We start from the raw sequence: 22,233 nt of genomic DNA on the forward strand, positions 1-22,233 counted from the left end.
TCTCAGGGCTTGGCGTACATCAGCACCAGCACCACGAACCAGAGCAGGTTGAACACCCCGGCGAAGGCCGCGGCCCGACCGCGCGCCTTCGCCGGGTCGGCCGGAACCTCGCGCAGCAGCTTCTCCTGCTGCGGGATGATCGCCAGAAGCAGCAGGGCCCAGGCGATCACGACCAGCACCAGCGAAAGCCACACCCAGGTGTGTCCGAGCGCGTGCCACCGGATCGCCAGGATCAGCCCGGCGACCGGGGAGATCACCGCGAGAAGCCCGTACAGCCTGGTGATCCGGTGCATCGCCACCGCCGCCGGGTGCCCGCCGGAGCCCACGAACCCGGCCGCGTCGTCGCCCGTGGCGTAGCGCGGGAACAGGCTGGTGGCCACGGCGACCGCGCCGATGAACAGGATCGCGGTGGCCACGTGGATGAAGAGGTAGACGTCGTTCACGGAACGGACGATAACCCGGCACCATTCGGGACGATGGTCCCGGGCCGTTCAGCCCTACCGGTGCGGCCCGAGCTGAAATGGTGGACGACGCGGAGCTTCTGAGAAGCTCCGCGTCGTCCTCACTCTTGCCGGATCAGCGGAACTCGCGCGGCGGCGTGGTGGGGAGCGACAGCATGCCGAGCAGGAACTGCCGGAAGGCCGGGGCGTCGATCTCCTCGACCACGGTGGCGTTCGGCGTCAGGCCGTGCACGCCCCACGACATCGCCGCGTAGCCACGGGTCAGCTCGGAACCGGTCTCGATGTCCACGTTGTACCGCGCCGACCGGGTGATCAGCTCGGGGCGCAGCAGCACCGCGACCGACAGCGAGTCGGGATGCGTGGTGCCGGGGATGCCCACGCTCTCGTCGAACTCCAGCGTGGAGGAGCAGACCCGGGTGAAGAAGCGGGCCAGGGGCGTGTCGATGCCGGCGATCTCGTCCAGGGTGTCGCGGCCGAACACGGCCTGCCGCAGGGTGAGCGGCGCCCACGGCACCACGGTGATCCGGAAACCCGCGTCGAAGACGATCTTCGCGGCCTCCGGGTCGACGTAGAAGTTGAACTCGGCGGCGGCGGTGATGTTGCCCCGGTCGTTGTTCGAGCCGCCCATGATCACCAGATGCTTGACCTGCTGGGCGAACTCGGGCTTCTTCGCGACAGCGAGCGCGATGTTGGTCAGCGGGCCGATGGCCACCACACTGAGCTCGCCGTCGGCCTCCTCGGCCAGCCGGAGCAGGGCGTCCACGGCGTGCTCGGGCTGCGGCTCGCAGCCGTCGAAGTCCATGTCCAGGCCGCCCGCGCCGTCACCGTGCACGTTCTCCGCGGACACCCACGGGCGCACCAGCGGGCGCCGGCTGCCCAGGTACATCGGCACCTGGCCGAGCTTGTCGGCCACGTTCAGGGTCAGGAACGCGTTGCGCACCTGCCGGTCGAACCCGACGTTGCCCGCCACCATGGTGATCGCCCGCAGGTCGGCCTCGGCGGTCAGCAGACCGGCCAGGATCGCGATGCAGTCGTCCTGCGCCGTGTCGGTGTCGATCACCAGGGGGATGCTCACGGAGGGTTCCTTCCTACTGTCAGTGCTAGCTCCCGGAATCTATCGTCAGACCTGGGGAGGACCCGAATGGGACTCGAGGATGACGCGGGCACACAGCGTCATGGGCGAGGATCGGGGCATGTCCTTCACCACCGACCACCGACCCGTTCTGGAGGTGCGGGGCACCGACCGGGAGGCCGCCGCCGCGACCGGGGTGGCCCTGGCCGCCTTCCTGATCGGCGTCCTCACCGCCTTCGCACAGGGTTTCCTGCCGGGCACGATCAACTCGCTGGCCAACTCCGCCAGCGGGTGGACGCTGTTCAGCGTGCTGCTGATCTGGTCGGTGCGGGTGCGTCCCGGGCTGTCGGCGCTGCTCGGCGCCGCCTCGTTCCTGCTGCTCACCATCGGCTACACGGCGGCCTCGGCGGTTCGTGGGCACACCTACGACCCGACGCTGTTCGGCGTCGTCGGGCTGGTCGTGGGGCCGTTCGTCGGGCTGGCCGCGGTCTGGGTGCGCGGGCGCGACGTGCGGGCCGCGCTGGCCACCGCCGCGCTGAGCGGGATCGCGGTCGGCGAGGCGGTGTACGGGCTCACCGTGGTGCGCGACAGCACCAGCCCGGTGTACTGGGTCCTGGCCGGTGCGGCCGGTCTCGCCCTGCTCGGCTACATGACGCTGCGCCGGCTGCGCGAGTCGGTGACCATCACCCTGGCCCTGGGATGCTCCGCGGTGGTGGCCGCCGGTTTCCTGATCGCCTTCCAGTCGCTGGGTAGCATCGGCTAGGTGACGACCGCGGAACCCCTGTCCGTCCTGCGCACCCGCACCAGCGAGAAGTGGACCACCTACGGCCCGCGGGTGCTGCCGATGTTCGTGGCCGAGATGGACTACCCGCTCGCCCCGGCTGTCCGCGACGCCCTGGCCCTGGCGCTGGAACGGGGTGACACCGGTTATGTCAGCCCGACCGGGACCGGTGCCGCCGAGGCGTTCGCGAGCTACGCGGAAGACGTCTGGGGCTGGTCGCCGTCCGTGCACCGGATGAGCCCGGGAACCGACGTGAGCGTCGTGATCGTGGAGTCGCTGCGCCGGCTCGTCACCGCCGGGCAGGGCGTGATCGTGACGCCGCCGGTCTACCCGCCGTTCTTCGACCTGGTGCCCGAGGCGGGCGGCACGGTGGTGCAGGTGCCGCTGACCGCCGCCGGGCTCGATCTGGCCGGTATCGACCGGGCCCTGGCCGCCGGTGCCCGCGGGGTGCTGCTGTGCAATCCGCACAACCCGCTCGGGCTGGTGTTCGGCGCCGGGGAGCTGGCCGAGCTGTCGCGGATCGTCGCCCGGCACGACGGTTTCGTGGTGAGCGACGAGATCCACGCCCCGCTGACCCATCACGGGCAGCGGTTCACGCCCTACCTGACGGTGTCGGACGAGGCCCGCGCGCACGGCCTGGCCGCCGTCTCGGGCAGCAAGGCGTTCAACCTGGCCGGCCTGAAGTGCGCGTTCTTCGTGGCGGAGTCGGAACGAATGACGTCGGTGGTGCGGTCGCTGCCCGAGGAGACGCTGTTCCGCACCGGTCTGCTCGGAATGATCGCCACCCAGGCGGGTTTCACCTCCGGGCGGGACTGGCTGCACGGCACGGTCACCGCGATCGAGCAGAACTTCACCCTGCTGGAGAACCAGCTGCGCAGCCGTCTGCCCGCCGTCACCTTCGCCCGCCCGGCCGCGAGTTACCTGGCCTGGCTGGACATGTCGGCCCTGGGCTGGGGCGACGACCCGGCCCGCACCGCCCTGGAGCGCGGCGACCTGGCGCTCTCCCCCGGCCGGCTGTACGGCAGCCAGGGCCTGGGACACGCCCGGATGAACCTGGCCTGCGCCCCGGAGACGGTGATCGAGGCGGTGGACCGGCTCTGCCGGGTGTGATCGTCACCCCGTGCCCTGGTAGGCCGCGCGGTAGGCGGAGGGGGTGAGGCCGGTGTCGCGGGCCAGATGGATCCGCAGGTTGGTGGCCGTGCCCAGGCCGCAGCGGGTGGCGATGCTGCCCACCGGCAGGTCACTGGCCTCCAGCAGGCGCCGGGCCTCGGCCACCCGGTGCCGGGTGAGCCACTGCTGCGGCGTCATCCCGTTCTCCTGGAGGAACCGGCGGGAGAACGTGCGCACCGCGTAGCCGGAGTGCCGGGCCAGGTCGGCCACCGTCAGCGGCTCGGAGAGCCGCTCGGCGGCCCAGACACAGGTGGCGCTCAGCCCCTTGCCCTGCGGCGGCACCTGCCGGGCGATGAACTGGGCTTGACCACCGGCCCGGTGCGGCGCCACCACCAGGCGCCGGGCCACCCGTCCGGCCGCCTCGGAGCCGTGGTCGGAGCGCACCACGTGCAGGCACAGGTCGATGCCCGCGCACACGCCCGCGCTGGTCAGGATCTGGCCGTCGTCGATGTAGAGCACGTCCGGGTCGACCAGCACCTGCGGATAGCGGGCGGCCAGCTCGGCGGCGTCCTCCCAGTGTGTGGTGGCCGGGCGGCCGTCGAGCAGCCCGGCGGCGGCCAGGGCGAACGCCCCGGTGCACACCGACATGATGCGGGCGCCCCGCGCGGCGGCCCGGCGCAGCGCGGCCAGGGTGCGCGGCGACGGCTCGTCCATCGGCTCGTAGCCGGGAACCACCACGGTGTCGGCCCGGTCCAGGGCCGACAGCCCGGCCTCGGCGTACAGCGGGCCGCCGGTGGTGGTGGGCACCGGGCCGCGGCGCTCGGCGCAGACGGTCAGCCGGTACCGGTCGGCCTCGTCGCGGTGGCCGAAGATCTGCGCGGGGATGGCCAGGTCGAGCAGCACCACATCCGGGACGGCCAGCACCACGACCTGATGGATGGCCGGATTCTTTCGCACCATGGCAGTCCAGCCTATCCATTCGGGCCGTTCGCCGCCGCAAGACTGGGCCGGTAGAGCACCGGACGCGGGAAAAGAGGCGATGGCATGGCGGGCGAATCAGCCGGACCGGCCGGGCAGATCGGGCAGGTCGGGACGGGCGACGCGGACGGCGGAAGGCGCTGGGCCGCGCTGCTCTTCGCGGCCACCCTGGCGTTCGTCCTGTCGCTGGCCGGGTCGGCGCTGAAGAGCACGGTCACCGTGTATCTGCCCGACATCGCCCGCGACATCCACACCACGGTCGAGGGGTTCGCCTGGTCCACCACGATCTTCGCGGTCGGCATCGCGGTGGCCAGCCCGCTGGTCGGGCTGCTGGCCGACCGCTGGGGCGGCTCCACCGCCCTGACCGTGGGCACCGTGCTGGCCGGAGTGGCCTTCCTGCTCTGCGCGGCGGCCCCGGGGGTGCTCCAGTTCGCCCCGGTGTACGGCGTTCTCGGCTCGGTCGCGTTCACCATGCTGTCCTACGTGCCACTGGGCAAACTCGCCGACGAGCTGTTCGCCGGGCGGGGTGAGGGCCTGGCCTACGCCGCCATGACCAACGGCCCGGCCGTGGGTTTCATCGTGCTGGTTCCGCTGTGGGTGTGGGTCGGCTCGCTGCTGTCGTGGCGCACGGTGTTCCTGCTGGTCGGGGTGGTCATGCTGGTGGCCCTGGCCCCGCTGGCCGTGCTGCTGGGCCGGTTGTCGGCCGGTGACGAGCCGGCCGCCCCCAGCACGCCGCAGTCCCGGCAGGGCACCGGCAGCCGGTTGCGCACGCTGCTCACCGACCGCGACTACGTGATGGTCACCCTGGCCTTCGGCGGGTGCGGCATCACCATGGCCTTCGTCGACGTGCACCTGGTGAACCACCTGAACCACGAGGGCATGTCCGGCGGCGTGGTCAGCGGAACCCTCTCTCTGCTGGGCCTGTTCGAGCTGATGGGCGGCCTGGTGGCCGGGCGGCTGTGCGACCGCGGCCTGATCCGTTCCACCCTGGTCACCGGCTACGCGTTGCGGGCGCTGGCCATGCTGGTGCTGCTGGTGGTTCCCGGCGCCAGTTCGGCCTTCGGTTTCGGCGTGGTGTTCGGCGCCAGTTACATGGTCACCGTGGTGGCCACCACGCTGTGGATCGGCCGCCTGCTGCCCACCGGCGTCAAGGCCACCGGGCTGGGCGTGCTGTGGCTGGTGCACCAGATCGGCGCGGCGCTGAGCAGCCAGGTCGGCGCCTACATCGAGCAGCGGGCCGACTCGTACGGACCGGTGGTGCTCACCGAGTCCGCCCTCGTGGTGCTCTCTGCGCTGCTCGTGCTCCAGTTGCCGGCCCCCGGACCTCCCGGGTCACGCAACGGCACCCCCGAAACGGCCTCGCCGGAACCCTCCCGGCCGGTTCCCCCCGAGCCGGCCTCCGAGGCTTCCGGCACTTCCGACGACGACGCCGTGCAGCGCTCGTGAGGAGGTGTCAGCTGGAGCGCAGGAACCGGTCCAGCACCCGCACCCCGAACTCCAGGGCGTCCACCGGCACCCGCTCGTTCACGCCGTGGAACATCGCGACGAAGTCCAGGCCCGCGGGCAGGCGCAACGGCGAGAACCCGTAGCAGCGAAGCTCTCCCAGCCGGTAGAACGACTTGGCGTCGGTGCCGCCGCTGAGCGTGAACGGCACCGGATGGCCGGCCGGGTCCTCGGCCAGCAGGGCAGCCGCCATCGCACCCGGCAGCGCGGCGTCGTAGGGCGAGTCCAGGGTGACGTGGTCGAGCAGCATCTCGCGCACCACGTCGTCGCCGAGGATCTCGTCCACGGCCGCCAGGGCGCTCTCCCGCTCGCCGGGCAGGTAGCGCACGTCGATCGTGCCCTGCGCGCTGGGCGGCACGGTGTTGGCGCCGCTGCCCGCGCGCAGCGAGGTGGGGGTGAGCGTGGTGCGCAGCGTGGCCTCCAGCAGCCGGCCGAAGCCGCCGAGACCGGCCAGGTCGCGCTCCGGCTGCCGGGGGTCGAACGACTCACCGCGTCGCAGCCGGGCCAGGGTCTCCAGCAGCACCCGGGTCTGCGGACGCAGCGCCGCCGGAAACCGCCTCTCCCCCAGCCGGTTCATCACCCCGGACAGGCGGGTGACGGCGTTGTCGGGATTCACCAGCGACCCGTGCCCGGGAGTGCCGTCGGCGACGAGCCGTAGCCAGAGGGCACCCTTCTCGGCGGTCTGGATCGGGTACAGCCGCCCGCCCTCGGGCAGCGTCACACTGAAACCGCCCACCTCGCCGACCGCTTCGGTGCAGTCGGCCAGCAGGTCGCGGTGGTGGTCGACCAGGTACCGCGCCCCCAGATCACCCCCGGCCTCCTCGTCGGCGGTGAAAGCGAGGACGACGTCACGAGGCGGGACGTACCCCTCCCGGTGCCAGATCGCCACCACGGTCAGGAGCATGGCGATGGCGTTCTTCATGTCCACGGCGCCGCGCCCCCACACGCACCCGTCGCGGATCTCCCCGGCGAACGGGTGCACCTGCCACTCGGCCGGGTCGGCGGGCACCACGTCGAGGTGGCCGTGCATGAGCAGGGCGCCCCGCAGCGGGTCCGCCCCCGGGATCCGGGCCACCAGCGACGCCCGCCCCGGCTCGGACTCGAAGATCTCGGCACGCACCCCGACCTCGGCCAGTCGCGCGGCCACCCACTCGGCGGCGGGACGCTCGTCGCCCCCGGGAGTGGAGGTGTCGAACCGGATCAGAGTGCTGAGCACGTCGGCCACCGTGGGGACGCCTGCGGCACCAGTGCTTTCGGCCCCAGTTGCTTCGGCCCCAGTTGCTTCGGCACGGTCCGGCTCATCGCGGGTGACTGCGGCACGGCCTGGCTCGGCACGGCCCGGTTCGGCACGGCCCGGCTCGGCACGGCCCGGTTCGGCAAGGCCCGGCTCGGCGCGACCCGACACAGCGCGACCCGGTTCGCCACTACCTGGTTCGCCACGGCCCGGTTCGATGCGGGTCGATTCGGCGCGCCCCGGTTCGGATCCCCTGGGCGCGAGGGTGTCTTCGGTGGACGTCATCGGGCGGCCCCGGTCCTGTCGACGGCACGGTCACCGGCACGGTCACCGGCACGCTCACCGTCTCGATCGTCAGCCCGGTCGTCAGCCCGGTCGTCAGCCCGCCCGCCGGCCCGAACGTCGACCAAGTCGTCAGCCACGTCGTCAGCCACGTCGCCAGCCACGTCGCCAGCCACGTCGCCAGCCACGTCGCCAGCCACGTTGTCAGCCACGTCGTCAGCCCGCCCGCCGGCCAGATCGTCGGCTCGGTCACCGAAGCCGGCCCCGGCGCGCTCGCTGCCCCCGACGTCCCGACGTGCCGCGCCGAGGGCCTGGGCCAGGTCTTCGATCAGGTCGGCCGGATCCTCGATGCCGATCGACAACCGCACCAGGTCGGGCCGGATGCCCGCGGAGCGGCGCTGCTCGTCGGTCAGCCGGCCGTGGGTGGTGCTGGCCGGGTGTGTGGCCATGGTCTTGGTGTCGCCGATGTTGGTGGTGTTCGAGATCAGTTTCAGGTGATCGATGAACGACCAGGCCCCGGCCCGGCCACCGGGAACGGTGAAGCTCAGCAACCCGCCCGGCCCGCTCTGCTGGCGGGCGATCAGCGCGGCCTGCGGATGGTCGTCACGGCCGGGGAAGTGCACGGCCTCCACGTCGTCCTGAGTTGTGAGCCAGTCACTGACCGCACCCGCCACCTCGCCGTGCGCCCGCATCCGCAGGGGAAGGGTCTCCAGGCTCTTCGTCAGCAGCCAGGCGTTGAACGGGCTCAGGCTGGGGCCGGCGGTGCGCAGCACTCCGCGCACCGCCTCGACCAGCGGCGCGGCACCGACCACCGCGCCGCCGCCGCATCGGCCCTGGCCGTCGAGGTACTTGCCGGCCGAGTGGAGTACCAGGTCGGCGCCGAGCGCGAGCGGCTGTTGCAGAACCGGTGTGCAGAGCGTGTTGTCGACCAGGAACAGGGCTCCGTGGGCGTGGCTGAGCCCGGCCAGGAACCGCAGGTCGGCCACCCGCATCACCGGATTGGTCGGGCTCTCGACCACCACCATCCGGGTGGCCGGGCCGATGGCGGCGGCCCAGCGATCGTTGTCGTCGACCGGCAGGATCGTGGTGGTGACGCCGAACTTGCTCAGGTAGTGCTGGTACAGCCGGGTGGTGGTGCCGAACACCCCCTCGGCCAGCAGCACATGGTCGCCCGCCTCCAGCAGCGCCATCGAGACCGCCGTGTAGGCGGCCATCCCGGAGCCGGTGGCGACCGCGTCGTCGCCACCCTCCAGGGCCGCGAGCCGCTCCTCGAACCCGCGCACGGTGGGGTTGGTGAACCGCACGTACACGTTGCCCGCACGCCGCCCGGCGAACTTCTCGGCCGCGTCGTGGGCGTCGTCGAAGAGATAGCTGGAGGTGAGGACGAGAGCCTCGCTGTGCTGGTCCGCCGTGGGCTGTCGCTGCCCGGCCCGGACGGCGGCCGTCGCGAGCCCGGTCATCGCGGCAGCAGCCGCCCGGCCAGGTACTCCTGGTGGATGCCCTCGTACATGGCGTAGAACAGCTCACAGGTGTGCGAGACCGCGTAAAGGGCCTCCTGCTGCGTCTTCTCGGTGGTGCACAGGTCGGTGACCAGGTCGAGGCCCTGCTGGGTGTGCCCGACGTCCTCCTTCTGGTGCACCGAGAAGAACAGCAGGTCTTTCGGGGTCAGCCCGTAGACCCGCTCGAACAGCACGTCGCGCGACTCCGAGCCCAGCGTCTCCAGGTTCTGCCCCTCGCTGGCGATGGTGACGGCCGCGGCACCCACGTGGTAGCGCGCCGGGTCCTTCACCGCCTGCATGCGGTAGTCGATGAGCTCCTGGGTGGCGGGCAGGGCGACCGCGGCGTCACGCTGCTCGTCGTCGATGCCCAGGGCCAGCAGGAAGTCCTGCATCAGTTTGACGTGGTTCTTGGTCTTGGAGATGAACCCGGTCTCTTCCTCGTACATGTTGTGCAGGAGGCGGCGACGGTGCCGGGGCAGCGGGCAGAAGAACCAGAGGTTCTCGATGTACTCCAGAAAGTTCTTGGTGAGCTGGTACCCCTGGAGCGCGACCTGCTGGAGGAACTCGGGTTTCGGGTCGTCCTGGTCGAGCAGCAGGGCGAACACCGGGTGCGAGATGGTCAGGTGCGAGTGCAGGGTGCGTTCCAGCTCGTCACGGAAGTCGGGCTTGCTGAGCAACATTTCGTCATCCTCCGGTCATGGGGTGTCTGCGGTCTGACGCCTGCGCCCGATCCGGGTGCGGGTGTTTCGGAGCAGGTCGGGCACGGTGACGGTCATGAAGTGGCCGCGGTGCCGGGCGCCGCCGTAGCGGCTGTAGTCGTCGAGCACGCCGAACGTCTCGAAACCCAGCCCGCGCCAGACCCGGTGGGCGTGGGAGTGCTCGCGCACGTCGATCTGGATCCGCTCGACGCCGATCCAGGTGAGTCGCTCGGCCACCGCGAGCGCCAGTTCCAGCACCGCGCCCGAGCCCCGGGCCCGGGGCGCCAGATAGGCTTTGCTGACCTCGGCCAGGTGACGGCAGTTGGCCATGGCCGGGCGCCGCATCACGCACATCGCGAACACGCCCGAGTCGTCCTCCCCGAGCAGCACGTGGGTGGACCCGTCGCGCAGCCCGCGGGCCAGCTCGTCGGCGAACGCGTCGCCGTCCGCGTCGGTGATCTCGTCGCCGTAGCCGAGGATGCCCTCGTCCTCGATGCTGGCGATCAGCATGGCCCGCAGCGAGACCCGGTGGGCGGTGAGGTCTTCCGGCCAGAACCAGCGGCGGGTGCCGATCGTCTCGGATGCCTCAGACATGTGCCGTCTCCATCTTCCGGCCGGCCCAGCCCGCCAGCAGCCGGCGGCCCGGCCCCTGCCAGGCCAGGGCGAGCGAGGGGTCCATGGTCAGTTCCGGCAGCCGGACCGGTTCGCCGGCCCGGGCGAGCAGGGCGAGTTCACGCAGGCGCTGCTCCTGCTCGCCGGGCAGGTAGTTGACCGGGAGCGTGGGGTGGGCCACGATCTCACCCCGGACGAAACGCCCCACGTCGCGTACGTATTCGCGCAGCAGCGTGCCGGCGCCGTACTCCGGGTGGCCCTGCACGAACAGGTGCCCCTCGTCGTCGTGGGCCGCGCCCCAGTCGTCGGCGCCGGTGGCCAGCAGGGTGTGCACGCCGGCGGCGTCGAGGTCGTGCCGCCGCACAGTGTGCCAGCGCGAGTGCGGCATCATCACCGGCCCCGGGAACAGGGCCCGGCCCAGCGGTGACGCCCCCACCACGAGATGACTGAGCACGCCCATGCGTTTCTCCGCCAGCCGCACCCGTGGAACCGCGTGCAGGTGGGCCAGCGCCGAGTGCGCGGACAGGCAGGAGAAGAGCACGGGCAGGTCGCCCGTCCGGTCGAGGATGCGGCCGATCAGCGAGTGCACCGGATCCCGGGTCAGGTCGGGCCCCCGGGGCTCGGCCCCGCTCACGATGAGCCCCCGTAGCGTGCCGATCCACGCCGCCACCGCGGGCGGCAGCGTGCCGGGCCGGGGCCCGGCGTGCGGGTCGAGGTTGACCACGCGCTCGTGGGCCTCGTGCACCAGGCACGGGGCGTGCGCCGGTTCGCCGAGCAGGCGCGTCCAGTGGCTGCGTGGTCGGCCGGCCACCGGTTTCGTCATCAGATCGAGGACGCCGACGGCGGGCTCGCACCCGCCGCCGGGCCACGGGTTGACCATTTTCTCCCCCCGGGCCTTTTTCAGTTCAGATATTTATTCTTCCCGTACCGGTCCTGGCCACTGAGCATCACATTCGCGTGCTTCGTGATGTCGTGGTCATTGCCGTCGATCATTTCTCCCCAGGCCTGGTGAGGATAGACCTCGACCTGCGGAACCGTGATCCGGAAATTGATGGCCAGACGGCGATCGCCCTCGGTGGTGTTGGCCAGCGAGGAATGCATCACCCGGTCGGTGAAGATGATGAACTGGCCGGCCTTCAGCTCGATGGTGCGTACCTCGACGCCCTCTTCTTCCGGGTCGAAGATGGTGACGCAGGCGAAGCGCTGGTCGAGCTCGGCCAGCCGCTGCGTGTCACCGGCCCGGCCCAGGTTGTCTTTGAAGACGTTGCCGAAGATCGAGTCGCTCAGCGGCACCCGGCGCACCGGGTACTGCTTGTTGTGGGTGCCGACGGCGATCTGCATGGCCCCGTTCGCCTCGGTCACGTCGTCGAGCGCGATCCACGCGGAGAGGTTGAACAGGTCGGTGTACACCTCGTACTCCGGCGGCGGGGCCAGGGCCGGCCGGAAGATGCCGTACTCCTCACCGGCGAAAAGGCTTGACTGGTGCCAGGCGAGCGCACCGTCGCCGGGTGCCTTGTGGAAGATCGACGACCGCCAGACCAGGAGGTTCTCACCCAGCAGCGACTGCACCCGGTTCAGCAACTGGGGCCGGTAGGCCATGGTGAGCAGGTTCTTGTAGTGCAGGTGCCAGTCGCGGTGCGTGGTGCGGTCGTAGATCGGGGACGTCAGCCCACCACCGACGATGTTCTGGAAGGTGGGCCTGATCGCCGCCAGGGCCTCGGCGTCGAGCAGGTCGAAGGGACCGAGATATCCCTCCGCATGAAATCGATCAATTTCTTCCGGCGAAAGCCGAAAACCCGTGCCAGGGTTTTTTGTCGCGCCTTCACTGGGTGATTCGGTATCCGTGTCGAATGACGTCATTGCCCTACCCCCGGAATGTGTAGGCCCTGTACCGACCACCAGGAGAACATGATCCACGAGCCAGGGGCAACCCCCACCGGAGAAGCACTTCGGGCAATTCGCTCGCCATTTACTGACACCATTTGACGGTGCCATGAATAGGCGTCAGTAAATTTTTTTACCGTACTTTCACGTCAATTCTCAGCGTCCCGCGAGATCCCGCGGGCTGATGAAGATTCCGCGTTCGGACAGCCACTCCGGGGCGGTGCTGCGCACCTGCTGGTCGCTCATCAGCGACGTGGACATGACCCACTCGTTCTTCATCCGCAGCTTCTTCGTCCAGGCCGGGGCCTCCCGGCCGGCCTCCTCGTACTCGTGCCCGATCAGCACCCCGAGCAGCACGTGCCAGGGCTGGTACATGCCGCCCGGGCCCTCCGGCCCGCCGGGCACGTCACGCGGGGACCGCCGGGGCCGGGCCTGCCCCTCCAGCCGCTTCGGGGCCGTGGTGCCGGGGTCGCGCGCCCAGGCCTTCGGGTCGACGGAGCCGAGGACGCCCACGTGCTCGGCCCCGTCGAGCGCGCCGCGCAGGTGGTCGCGGCACTGGACCGTCAGCTTGAACGCCCACCTGGTGTCCGTCGGGTCCTCGTCGAGGGCGGCGACGATGGCGGACCAGGTGGGCACGGGGGTGGCGAAGGCGGCAGTCACAATCAGTAGTGTCGTTGGTTGCCTGGGGCGACAGATAGGGCCGGTCCAGCGAAATGCATGTCACGTCAGGTCATTCCGCCGACCCGTTCGGAGTAACCGGCAGCCGCACCGGCCGTGCCGATCGAGGTGGTCCGGCTCACCCGACCAGCGACGCGCCCCACTTCTCCGCGCGCTCCAGCTCGCCGTCGGCCGGCGGCCCCTCGGCCGCGCCGACCAGGAAGTTCTCCGTCCCCACCACGTCGATGGTGTAGCGCTGGAGCTTCTTGACGATCTTGCGGGCGGCCGAGCCGTTGATGAAGCCGGTACCGCTGACGCTACAGAACGCGGCGGCCCGGCCCCTCCACTCGTCCATCCCGTCGAGCCACTCGGCCACGCCGGTGACGTCCGGCCTCGCCCCCTGGGCCGCCGCCGTCCGCCGCGAGGCCGGACCGGGCAGGCCCCGGTTGTGTGTGGGGGCGCCGACCAGCAGCAGGTCGACGCCGTTCATCATCTCCGGCGTCGCGTCCGAGGCCGCGGTGACGGTGACGACGGCACCCCGCGAGGTCAGGCCGCCGACGACGGCATCGGCGAACCGCCGGGTGTTGCCGAAGCAGGACTCGGTGACGATCAGGACGTTCACGGTGCGCTCCCCGTGTGGCGGACGGTTTCGTCCACCATCGCGAAAGGGGCCGCGGGGCAGCAGGACCGGAGGTCCCGGGCCGGACCGGAATCAGGCCCTGAAAGCGTAACCGGCCGCCATCATCCGCACCGCGTCGGCCACCACCCGCTCCAGGTCGGGGGCGGCCGGGTCCCAGCCGACCAGCAGCAACCGCGGCCAGAACACGTAGTTCGAGATCATCCCGAGAAACTGTGTGGCGGCCTGCTCCGGGTCGTCCAGGGTGATCGTGCCGGCGTCGCGCTCGGCCTCCAGATAGCGCCGGACCGAGTCGAAGTACGGCATCTTGCCCCGGCTGAACTGCGCCTCGCCCAGCTCCGGGAACCGCGGCAGCTCGGCGATCACGATCCGGAACAGGTCGGCCATGCCGGGCCGGGTCAGCAGGGCCACGTACCGTCGGCCGATCTCGGCGAGCCCGGCCCTCAGGTCGCCCACCGGCGGTTCCTCCTCGCCGTCCCCCACCTGCCAGGACGCCGTGACGATCGCGTCGAACAGCGCCGCCTTGGTCGGGAACTGCTTGAACAGCGTCGCTTTCGACACGCCGGCCGCCTCGGCGATCTTCGCCAGCGAGGTGCGGTCGTAGCCGGAGTCCAGGAACAGCCGGGTGGCGGCCGCCAGGATCGCTGCGCGCTTCTCCTCCGCCACTCGCTGGTGGTAGCCGGGCGCCTCGCTCGTCGTCACCACCCCAGCCTAAGCGAGGTGAGTCACTTGACTCACCACAGACCCGCCCCTAGCCTCACTCTGAGGCGAGTCACTCGACTCACCATCTGATCAGGAGGAACGACACCATGGGACGCTTCGACCGGCACACCGTGCTGATCACCGGTGGCACCGGCGGCCAGGGCACCAGTCACGTACGCGGCTACCACGCCGAGGGCGCGCGGGTGGTGATCGGCGACGTCTCGGGTCACCGCGGCCAGGCGCTCGCCGCCGAGCTGGGCGAACGGGCGCTCGCGGTCCCCCTCGACGTGACCGAGCCGGATTCCTGGGCCGAGGCGGTCGCCGCCACGGAGCAGCACTTCGGGTCACTGACGATCCTGGTGAACAACGCCGGGGTGCAGAATCCGCCGGCCCCGGTCGAGGCCACCGACCCGAAGGTCTGGCAGCGCGTTCTCGACGTCAACCTGACCGGCGCGTTCCTCGGTGTCCGGGCGGCGGCACCGGCCCTGCGCCGAGCCGGCGGGGGCGTCATCGTCAACATCGCCTCCACCTCCGGCATCGGTGGCACGGCCCTCTACGCCCCCTACGTCACCAGCAAGTGGGGCCTGCGCGGCCTGACGAAAACCGCCGCGCTGGAACTGGGAAGAGACGGGATCCGGGTGAACGCCGTCCACCCCGGCGTGGTGGCCACGCCGTTCATCACCGAACCCGCCGCCGGGGCAGACGCGCCGATCTCGGACTTCTACTCCCCCGAGCCGTTCGCCGTGCCGCGCCTCGGTCAGCCGGCCGACATCACCGGCGCCCTGCTGTATCTCAGCTCCGACGAGGCCGCCTTCGTCACCGGCTCGGAGTTCGTGATCGACGGCGGGCTGCTGCTCGGCCCGGCCCTCCGGCACTGACCTGTCGCCCGGCACGAATCACACTCCCCTGAAACGGTTCCGGGCATTCTTTCCTGGACGACGACGAGTCCGCGCGCAGCCCGTCGTCGTCCATTGTTCTACGAAACTGCCCGGTCCAGAGCACCTTCCGCCCATGTGCGCAGGGCCGCGAGCGGCTGCGCCGCCGAACGTCCCAGCCCCGACAGCGAGTACTCGACGCGGGGCGGCACCTCGGCGAACACCTCGCGGTCCACCAGGGCGGCCTCCTCCAGACGGCGCAGCGTGGCGGTGAGCACCTTGGAGCTCACGCCGCCGAGCCGGGTGCGCAGTTCACCGAAGCGCAGCGGGCCGGGCTCCAGGGCACCGATGATCAGGGCCGACCACTTGTTCGCGATCAGGTCGAGCAGATCGCGGCAGGGGCAGTCGGCGTTGTACACGTCATGCGGGCCGTGCAACCCCGTGGAGCAGGCGGTGGGCATCTGACCTCCAATGGTTCCCCATGGTTACTTGTCTCCCTTGATGGTAACTGGGACCCCGGAGTTACCGTCTGCGGCATCGGACCACGAGGGAGGACAGCACAATGAGCACGACGATCAAGGCCTGGCCGGTGCGCGGGGGCGGGGAGTTCCTGGAGATCGAGCGCGAGACACCGACCCTGCGCCCGAAAGACCTTCTGGTGCGGGTGAGAGCCGTGTCGGTGAACCCGGTCGACACCAAGCAGCACGCCGGGCTGGCCCCGGGTGCGGTGAAGCAGCTGGGCTACGACGCCGCCGGCGTGGTCGAGCAGGTCGGGCCGGAGGCCACCGGTTTCCGGGTGGGCGACGAGGTGTACTACGCCGGCGACATCACCCGGGACGGCACGAACGCGCAGCTGCACGCCGTGGACTCGCGGATCGTCGGCCGCCGCCCCGGCACCCTGTCCTGGGAGTCCGCCGCCGCCCTGCCGCTGACCACGATCACCGCCTGGGAGACGCTGTTCGACCACTTCCGGCTGACCGCCGGCGACCAGGGCCACCTGCTCGTGGTCGGTGCCGCCGGAGGGGTGGGCAGCATGGTGATCCAGCTGGTCAAGGCCCTGGCACCGGGCGTCGAGGTGATCGCGACGGCGAGCCGGGAGGAGTCGGCGGCCTGGGTCCGCGAGCTCGGCGCCGACCACGTGGTCGGGCACGGCAACCTGGTGGACGACGTGCGCGCGATCGCACCCACCGGCGTCCACCGGATCTTCTCGCCGTACACCCGCGGGAACCTGCCGGTCTACGCCGACCTGCTGCTGCCCTTCGGCGCCGTGGTCGCCATCGACGAGCCCGAGGGGCAGGAGACCCTGCCGCTGAAGAGCAAGTCGGCGTCGCTGCACTGGGAGCTGATGTTCTCGCGCATCATGCACGAGGCACCCGACGTGAGTGAGCAGGGCCGCCTGCTGACCAGGGTCGCCGAACTGGTGGACGACGGGAGCCTGCGCTCCACCCTGACCACCACGTTCGACGGCAGGACGGACGGGGTGCCCGAGGCCCTGCGGCAGGCTCACGCAGTGCTGTCGTCCGGCCACAGCATCGGCAAGGCCGCGGTGCGGGTGAGCTGACCGTCGTCGCGCCGGATCCGGGTGCATCAGCCCCGCCTTTGTATGACTCCTACAAAGGCGGGGCCGGGGTCCGCCCGGTGGCGCACATGGCGCGCACCCCCTCCCGCCCGCGACAGTAGGAGGCTGGACGACCAGGCCGGTCCGCGGACGTCGTCCATCGTTCTTGGCTCTGGGAGGCTCAGCCGGTGTTCAGTCGTGTTGCCATCGTCAACCGCGGAGAGGCCGCGATGCGGCTCATCCACGCCGTCCGGGACCTCGCCGCCGAGACCGGTGAGCGGATCGAGACGGTCGCGCTGTTCACCGACGCCGACCGCACGGCCACCTTCGTGCGGGAGGCCGACATCGCCTACCCGCTCGGCCCGGCCTCCGCGCGCCCCTACCTGAACCTCGCGGTGCTGGAGACGGCGCTGCGCGAGACCGGCGCCGACGCCGCCTGGGTGGGCTGGGGCTTCGTCGCCGAGGACCCGGCCTTCGCCGAGCTGTGCGACAAGATCGGCGTCACCTTCGTCGGCCCGAGCGCCGAGGCCATGCGCCAGCTCGGCGACAAGATCGGCGCCAAGCTGATCGCCGAGGAAGTGGGTGTGCCGGTCGCCCCGTGGAGCGGCGGCGCGGTGGAGTCGCTGGAGCACGCGCTCGCGACCGGCGACCGCCTGGGCTACCCGCTGATGCTGAAGGCCAGCGCCGGTGGTGGCGGCCGCGGCATCCGCAAGGTCGCGAACGGCGACGAGCTGACCGACGCGTTCCAGCGCACCAGCGACGAGGCGCTGCGGGCCTTTGGCTCGGGCGTGCTGTTCCTGGAGAGCCTGGTCACCGGTGCGCGGCACGTCGAGGTCCAGGTGATCTCCGACGGCCAGGGCGGTGCCTGGGCGCTGGGTGTGCGGGACTGCTCGGTGCAGCGGCGCAACCAGAAGGTGATCGAGGAGTCGGCCTCACCGGTCCTGTCCCCCGCGCAGACCGCCGAGCTGAAGGCCAGTGCCGAGCGCCTGGCCGTCCGGGTCGGCTACCGCGGCGCCTGCACCGTCGAGTTCCTCTACCAGCCGGCCGAGCAGCTGTTCGCCTTCCTCGAGGTGAACACCCGCCTCCAGGTGGAACACCCGATCACCGAGATCACCACCGGCACCGACCTGGTGCGGCTCCAGCTGCACGTGGCCGGCGGCGGCACGCTGGAGGGCGACGCGCCCGCCGAGATCGGCCACGCGGTGGAGGCCCGGCTCAACGCCGAGGACCCGGACCGTGACTTCGCGCCGTCGCCCGGCCGCATCGCCCACCTCGTGCTGCCGGCCGGCCCCGGCATCCGGGTGGACACCGGCGTCAGCGAGGGCGACACCATCCCCGCCGACTTCGACTCGATGATCGCCAAGATCATCGCCCACGGCAGCGACCGGGAGCAGGCCCTGGCGCGGCTGCGCCGGGCGATGGCCGAGACCGTCGTCATCATCGAGGGCGGCGCCACGAACAAGAGCTTCGTGCTGGACCTGCTCGACCAGCCCGAGGTGATCGACGGGTCCGCCGACACCGGCTGGATCGACCGGATGCGTGGCGAGGGCCGGCTGGTGGCGCACCGGCACTCCGCGGTGGCCCTGGCCGCCGCCGCGATCGAGGCCTACCGCGACGAGGAGAAGGTCAGCCGGCAGCGCCTGCTGACCTCCGCGCACGGCGGCCGCCCGCAGGTACAGCACGACAGCTCCCGCCCCCTCGACCTGAAGCTCCGCGGCGCCGGCTACCGGGTGAGCGTGGCCCGTACCGGTGCCACCCGCTACCGGGTCGGCATCTCGGCCGGCGCCGACGTGCACGAGGCCGACGTCGAGGTGGAGCGCTTCGACCACCACAGCGGCCGGATCTCGGTGAACGGTGAGCGTTTCCGGCTGGTCACGGCCACCCACGGGCCGATCCACCTGGTCGAGGTGAACGGCGTGGCGCACCGGGTCAGCCTCGACGAGGGCGGTGTGGTGCGCTCGCCCGCGCCCGCCCTGGTGGTGGCCACCCCGGTCGCGGTCGGCGACGAGATCGAGGCCGGGGCACCGATTCTCGTGCTGGAGAGCATGAAGATGGAGACGGTGCTGCGCGCGCCGTTCCGGGCCCGGGTGAGGGAGTGCCCGGTGTCGGTGGGCAGCCAGGTGGAGACCGGTGCGCCGCTGATGCGCCTGGAACCGCTGGCCGGTGCCGACGACGACACCGAGGCCGCCGGCCCGCCGGTGGCCGAGATCGACCTGCCTGCCCTGCCCTCCGAGGTGCCCGCCGCGCGGCGGGCCGGTCAGGGCCTGGAAGACCTGCGCGGGATGCTGCTCGGCTTCGACGTCGACAGCACCCTGCCGGCCTACCTGGCCGCCCGCACCGAGGTCTCCGGCGACCGGCCCCTGGCCGGCGAGGTCGACCTGCTGACGGTGTTCGCCGACCTGTCCGAGCTGACCCGTAACCGGCCGCGTACCGGGCTGGAGATCGAGCCGGGCAACCCGGTGCACAGCCCGCGCGAGTACTTCCACAGCTACCTCCAGAGCCTCGACGTGGAGCGGGCCGGGGTGAGCGGCGTGTTCCAGGAGCGCCTCACCCAGGTGCTCGGCTACTACGGGGTGACCGACCTGGACCGCACGCCGGAGCTGGAGGCCGCGGTCTTCCGGATCTTCCTGGCGCAGAGCCGGCTGGCCGCCGCCAGCACGGTGGTGTCGCAGCTGCTGCGCGAGTGGCTGGCCGGCCAGGCCCCGCTGGAGCAGACGGGCGAGCGCGCCGGTGTCGCCCTGCGGCACCTGGTCGAGGCCACCCAGGTGCGCTTCCCGGTGGTGTCCGACCTGGCCCGCGCCGTCATCTTCCGCTGGTTCACCCAGCCGCAGTTCCGCCGCACCCGGGCCACCGTGTACGCCGCGGTCAGCGAGGACCTGCGCTACCTCGACCGGATGCCCGACGCCCCGGACCGGCCGGAGCGGATCCAGGCCATGGTGGCCGGGCCGGAGCCGCTGGTGCGGCTGATCGGCCAGCGGATCGGCCGGCCCGACGTGGACCACACCGCCCTGCTGGAGGTGCTGACCCGGCGTTACTACGGCAACCGCGGTCTGGTCGGCGCGGTCGGCACGGCCTCGGCCGGGGGCTGCACGTTCGTCACCGCGCAGCACACCAGCCAGCACACCGAGCGCACCGGCAGCACCCAGGTGGTCACCACCGCCGTCGAGCTGGCTCAGCTGCCCGAGGCGCTGGCCGGGGTGGTCGAGCTGGGTGCCGGGGTGACCGACCGCGGCCTGGTCGCCGACCTCTACGTGGCCTGGGAGGACCAGCCCGGCACCGACGAGATCGCCGCCCGGCTGGGCGAACTCGTGGGCGCGCAGACGCTGCCCGCGGCGGTGCGGCGGGTCACGGTCACCGTGACCGGCACCCGCGGAGCGGTGATGCACCACCACTTCACGTTCCGCCCGGGCGAGACCGGCCTGACCGAGGACCGGCTGATCCGCGGCCTGCACCCGCAGATCGCCCAGCGCCTCCAGCTGCGCCGGCTGCGCGAGTTCGACCTCACCCGGCTGCCCTCCACCGACGAGGAGGTGTACCTGTTCCGCGCGGCCGCCCGCAGCAACCCGGCCGACGAGCGGCTGTTCGTGATGGGCCAGGTGCGCGACCTCACCCCGCAGCGCGAGCCGGACGGCCGGCTGATCGCCCTGCCCAGCGTGGAGAACGCGATCGCCAACGCGGTCGACGCGATCCGCGCGGTGCGGGCCCAGGCGCCGCAGAACAAGCGCCTGGCCACCAACCGGATCATGATGTACGTCTGGCCGGTCACCGACCTGACCGACGCCGAGCTGGGCATGCTGGTCAAGCGGGTGCTGCCGGCGGTGGCCGGGGCGGGGCTGGAAGAGGTCCAGTTCGTCGCCCGCCGCCGCAACGCCGCCGGTGAGCTGGTCGACGTCGAGGTGCGCATCCACCCGGCCCCGGGCCGGGGCGCGCAGCTGGAGGTCGGCGAGCCGTCGACCGAACCGGTGCAGCCGCTGGACGACTACCGGCAGAAGGTGCTGCGCGCCGCCCAGCGTGGCAACGTTTACCCCTACGAACTCGTCGGCATGCTCGGCACTTTCACCGAGTACGACCTGGCCCCCGAAGGCGGTCTGGTCCCGGTCGACCGGGCTCCCGGCGGCAACACCGCGGCGATCGTCGCGGGTGTCGTGTCCACCGTGACCGAGCGGTACCCGGAGGGCGTCACCCGGGTGCTGCTGCTCGGTGACCCGACCAAGGCGCTGGGCTCGCTGTCCGAGCCGGAGTGCGCCCGGGTGATCGCGGCCATCGACCTGGCCGAGCAGATGAAGGTGCCGCTGGAGTGGTACGCGCTGTCGGCCGGCGCCAAGATCTCGATGACCTCGGGCACCGAGAACATGGACTGGGTGGCCGCCGCGCTCAAGCGGATCGTGCTGTTCACCCAGGCCGGTGGCGAGATCAACGTGGTGGTGGCCGGTATCAACGTCGGCGCCCAGCCGTACTGGAACGCCGAGGCCACCATGCTCATGCACACCAAGGGCGTGCTGGTGATGACGCCGGACTCGGCGATGGTGCTCACCGGCAAGCAGTCGCTCGACTTCTCCGGCGGGGTGTCGGCCGAGGACAACCACGGCATCGGCGGTTACGACCGGGTGATGGGCCCGAACGGCCAGGCGCAGTACTGGGCGCCCGACCTGACCGGCGCCCGGGACATCCTGATGGCGCACTACGACCACGCGTACATCGTTCCGGGAGAGACGGTTCCGCGCCCCGCGCCGACCTCCGACCCGGCCGACCGCGACGTCCGCGCCTTCCCGCACGAACTGGGCGAGGACTTCGCCACGGTCGGCGAGATCTTCTCGGCCACGCACAACCCGGACCGGAAGAAGCCGTTCGACATCCGCACGGTGATGCGCGCCCTGTCCGACCAGGACCACCAGGTGCTGGAACGCTGGGCGGGCATGGCCGACTCGGACACCTCGGTGGTGCAGGACGTGCACATCGGCGGACGTCCGGTCACCCTGGTCGGGATCGAGTCGCGGGCGGTGCCGCGCCGCGGCTTCCCGCCCACCGACGGCCCCGACACCTACACCGCGGGAACGCTTTTCCCGCAGTCGTCGAAGAAGACTGCGCGGGCCATCAACGCCGCCTCGGGCAACCGCCCGCTGGTGGTGCTGGCCAACCTGTCCGGCTTCGACGGCTCACCGGAGTCGATGCGCCGGCTCCAGCTCGAGTACGGCGCCGAGATCGGCCGGTCCATCGTCAATTTCGACGGCCCGATCGTGTTCCTGGTGATCTCGCGCTACCACGGCGGGGCGTTCGTGGTGTTCTCCAAGGCCCTCAACCCGAACATGACCGTGCTGGCCCTGGAGGGCTCGTTCGCGTCGGTGCTGGGCGGCGCCCCCGCCGCCGCGGTGGTGTTCTCCGGTGAGGTCAACAAGAGGACGACGAACGACCCGCGGGTGAGTGAGCTCCAGGCCCAGGTGCTGGCCGCCGGTGGCGCCGATCGGGCGGCCCTGAACACCCGGCTCGCCGAGGTGCAGGGGTCGGTGCGCGCGGAGAAGCTGGCCGAGGTGGCCGCCGAGTTCGACCGGGTGCACAGCATCCGGCGCGCGGTCGAGGTCGGTTCGGTGGACGCGATCATCAGCGCCGAGCAGATGCGGCCGCGGGTGATCGAGGCGATCGAGAACGGCCTGCGGGGCCGCTGAGAAGGCGCTGATTGATTGACGGCGGGA

At 71.4% G+C, this 22,233-nt stretch carries 19 protein-coding genes; 6 read left to right on the forward strand and 13 right to left on the reverse strand.

Annotated features, from left to right (window positions below; all coding sequences use genetic code 11):
- Nucleotides 1-2: 2 nt before the first annotated feature.
- Complete coding sequence (locus tag KIH74_RS07270; protein WP_214155027.1) at nucleotides 3-443, reverse strand: hypothetical protein; 441 nt, start codon at nucleotides 441-443, stop codon at nucleotides 3-5.
- Between the two features lie 133 nt (nucleotides 444-576).
- Nucleotides 577-1,536: a nucleoside hydrolase gene (locus KIH74_RS07275; protein ID WP_214155028.1), complete on the reverse strand. Its 960-nt coding sequence runs from the start codon at nucleotides 1,534-1,536 to the stop codon at nucleotides 577-579.
- Nucleotides 1,537-1,654: 118 nt separating this feature from the next.
- Between KIH74_RS07275 and KIH74_RS07280 the strand changes: the two genes are divergently transcribed.
- Both KIH74_RS07280 and KIH74_RS07285 read left to right on the forward strand, forming a co-directional pair.
- Nucleotides 1,655-2,296 carry a DUF6518 family protein gene (locus KIH74_RS07280; protein ID WP_214155029.1) on the forward strand — a complete coding sequence of 214 codons (642 nt, stop codon included), beginning with the start codon at nucleotides 1,655-1,657 and terminating at the stop codon, nucleotides 2,294-2,296.
- A complete protein-coding gene (locus KIH74_RS07285) occupies nucleotides 2,297-3,424 on the forward strand; it encodes a MalY/PatB family protein (RefSeq protein ID WP_214155030.1) in 1,128 nt (375 codons plus the stop codon).
- Nucleotides 3,425-3,427: 3 nt separating this feature from the next.
- Here the strand turns inward: KIH74_RS07285 and KIH74_RS07290 are convergent, their stop codons facing one another.
- Complete coding sequence (locus KIH74_RS07290; RefSeq protein WP_214155031.1) at nucleotides 3,428-4,384, reverse strand: GlxA family transcriptional regulator; 957 nt, start codon at nucleotides 4,382-4,384, stop codon at nucleotides 3,428-3,430.
- 84 nt (nucleotides 4,385-4,468) lie between these two features.
- Between KIH74_RS07290 and KIH74_RS07295 the strand changes: the two genes are divergently transcribed.
- Nucleotides 4,469-5,848: an MFS transporter gene (locus tag KIH74_RS07295; RefSeq protein WP_214155032.1), complete on the forward strand. Its 1,380-nt coding sequence runs from the start codon at nucleotides 4,469-4,471 to the stop codon at nucleotides 5,846-5,848.
- A gap of 7 nt (nucleotides 5,849-5,855) precedes the next feature.
- On the opposite strand, the gene KIH74_RS07300 is transcribed toward KIH74_RS07295, so the two are convergent.
- The 9 genes from KIH74_RS07300 to KIH74_RS07340 all read right to left on the reverse strand — a co-directional run bounded on the left by KIH74_RS07300 (nucleotide 5,856) and on the right by KIH74_RS07340 (nucleotide 14,110).
- Entirely contained in the window at nucleotides 5,856-7,130 is a 1,275-nt protein-coding gene (locus tag KIH74_RS07300; protein ID WP_372492010.1) for a M20/M25/M40 family metallo-hydrolase, read from the reverse strand.
- A 290-nt stretch (nucleotides 7,131-7,420) separates the two neighbouring features.
- Complete coding sequence (locus KIH74_RS07305) at nucleotides 7,421-8,881, reverse strand: O-succinylhomoserine sulfhydrylase (protein ID WP_214155034.1); 1,461 nt, start codon at nucleotides 8,879-8,881, stop codon at nucleotides 7,421-7,423.
- Complete coding sequence (locus KIH74_RS07310) at nucleotides 8,878-9,600, reverse strand: iron-containing redox enzyme family protein (RefSeq protein ID WP_214155035.1); 723 nt, start codon at nucleotides 9,598-9,600, stop codon at nucleotides 8,878-8,880. Before KIH74_RS07310 ends, KIH74_RS07305 begins: the two co-directional genes overlap by 4 nt.
- Nucleotides 9,601-9,615: 15 nt before the next feature.
- Entirely contained in the window at nucleotides 9,616-10,212 is a 597-nt protein-coding gene (locus KIH74_RS07315) for a GNAT family N-acetyltransferase (RefSeq protein ID WP_214155036.1), read from the reverse strand.
- Complete coding sequence (locus KIH74_RS07320) at nucleotides 10,205-11,110, reverse strand: homoserine O-acetyltransferase/O-succinyltransferase family protein (protein WP_214155037.1); 906 nt, start codon at nucleotides 11,108-11,110, stop codon at nucleotides 10,205-10,207. The genes KIH74_RS07315 and KIH74_RS07320 overlap by 8 nt, the downstream gene beginning before the upstream one ends.
- 20 nt (nucleotides 11,111-11,130) lie before the next feature.
- Nucleotides 11,131-12,090 (reverse strand): phytanoyl-CoA dioxygenase family protein, encoded by a 960-nt coding sequence (locus tag KIH74_RS07325; protein ID WP_214155038.1) that lies wholly within the window; start codon nucleotides 12,088-12,090, stop codon nucleotides 11,131-11,133.
- Between the two features lie 180 nt (nucleotides 12,091-12,270).
- Nucleotides 12,271-12,774, reverse strand: coding sequence for a hypothetical protein (locus tag KIH74_RS07330; RefSeq protein ID WP_214155039.1), 504 nt, complete (start codon nucleotides 12,772-12,774; stop codon nucleotides 12,271-12,273).
- A 136-nt stretch (nucleotides 12,775-12,910) separates the two neighbouring features.
- Nucleotides 12,911-13,393, reverse strand: coding sequence for a flavodoxin family protein (locus KIH74_RS07335; protein WP_214155040.1), 483 nt, complete (start codon nucleotides 13,391-13,393; stop codon nucleotides 12,911-12,913).
- Nucleotides 13,394-13,483: 90 nt separating this feature from the next.
- The gene (locus tag KIH74_RS07340; RefSeq protein ID WP_214155041.1) at nucleotides 13,484-14,110 is read right to left on the reverse strand and encodes a TetR/AcrR family transcriptional regulator; all 627 of its coding nucleotides are present in this window, start codon (nucleotides 14,108-14,110) and stop codon (nucleotides 13,484-13,486) included.
- A 107-nt stretch (nucleotides 14,111-14,217) separates the two neighbouring features.
- On the opposite strand from KIH74_RS07340, the gene KIH74_RS07345 reads away from it, so the two are divergent.
- Nucleotides 14,218-14,988 carry an SDR family NAD(P)-dependent oxidoreductase gene (locus tag KIH74_RS07345; protein WP_214155042.1) on the forward strand — a complete coding sequence of 257 codons (771 nt, stop codon included), beginning with the start codon at nucleotides 14,218-14,220 and terminating at the stop codon, nucleotides 14,986-14,988.
- Nucleotides 14,989-15,086: 98 nt separating this feature from the next.
- Here the strand turns inward: KIH74_RS07345 and KIH74_RS07350 are convergent, their stop codons facing one another.
- A complete protein-coding gene (locus KIH74_RS07350) occupies nucleotides 15,087-15,446 on the reverse strand; it encodes a winged helix-turn-helix transcriptional regulator (RefSeq protein WP_214155043.1) in 360 nt (119 codons plus the stop codon).
- A 101-nt stretch (nucleotides 15,447-15,547) separates the two neighbouring features.
- Between KIH74_RS07350 and KIH74_RS07355 the strand changes: the two genes are divergently transcribed.
- Both KIH74_RS07355 and KIH74_RS38420 read left to right on the forward strand, forming a co-directional pair.
- The gene (locus KIH74_RS07355) at nucleotides 15,548-16,546 is read left to right on the forward strand and encodes a zinc-binding alcohol dehydrogenase family protein (RefSeq protein ID WP_214155044.1); all 999 of its coding nucleotides are present in this window, start codon (nucleotides 15,548-15,550) and stop codon (nucleotides 16,544-16,546) included.
- 185 nt (nucleotides 16,547-16,731) lie between these two features.
- On the forward strand, nucleotides 16,732-22,206 hold the full coding sequence (locus KIH74_RS38420) for an ATP-binding protein (RefSeq protein ID WP_214155045.1): 5,475 nt from the start codon (nucleotides 16,732-16,734) through the stop codon (nucleotides 22,204-22,206).
- Nucleotides 22,207-22,233 lie beyond the last annotated feature (27 nt).

Origin of the sequence: Kineosporia corallincola (genome assembly GCF_018499875.1) — a bacterium.
GTDB classification, from domain to species: Bacteria; Actinomycetota; Actinomycetes; order Actinomycetales; family Kineosporiaceae; genus Kineosporia; species Kineosporia corallincola.